At 72.5% G+C, this 236-nt stretch carries 1 protein-coding gene; it reads right to left on the bottom strand.

Annotated elements, in window-relative coordinates:
• Window positions 1–229 (bottom strand): helix-turn-helix transcriptional regulator (locus IG94_RS0138295; protein WP_157852438.1); only part of this gene is annotated, 229 nt, incomplete at its 3' end.
• Between the last annotated feature and the right edge of the window lie 7 nt (window positions 230–236).

Raw genomic sequence — 236 nt, 5'->3', positions numbered from 1 at the left:
GCAACGCGTCCACCGCGACCAGCAGTTCGGGCTGAGGCGTCCGCCGCGCACGCTCGACGGAGGAGATCGTCTCCTCCCCGTACCCGAGGCGGTCGCCCAGCTCCTTCTGGCTCAGCCCGGCCCGCTCGCGCGCGACTTTGATCTGGCGGCCGAGGGCCCGGAACAGGTCGGCGACCTCGTCCGTACCGTCCGTCTCACTGCCCGTGGGACCTGAGGGCCCCGTGGGAATCCCCGCA

This window comes from Streptomyces olivaceus (assembly GCF_000721235.1).
In the GTDB taxonomy this organism is placed as follows: domain Bacteria; phylum Actinomycetota; class Actinomycetes; order Streptomycetales; family Streptomycetaceae; genus Streptomyces; species Streptomyces olivaceus.
Note: the sequence above shows the minus strand (reverse complement) of the source record. Positions and strands in the feature narration are given on the sequence as shown.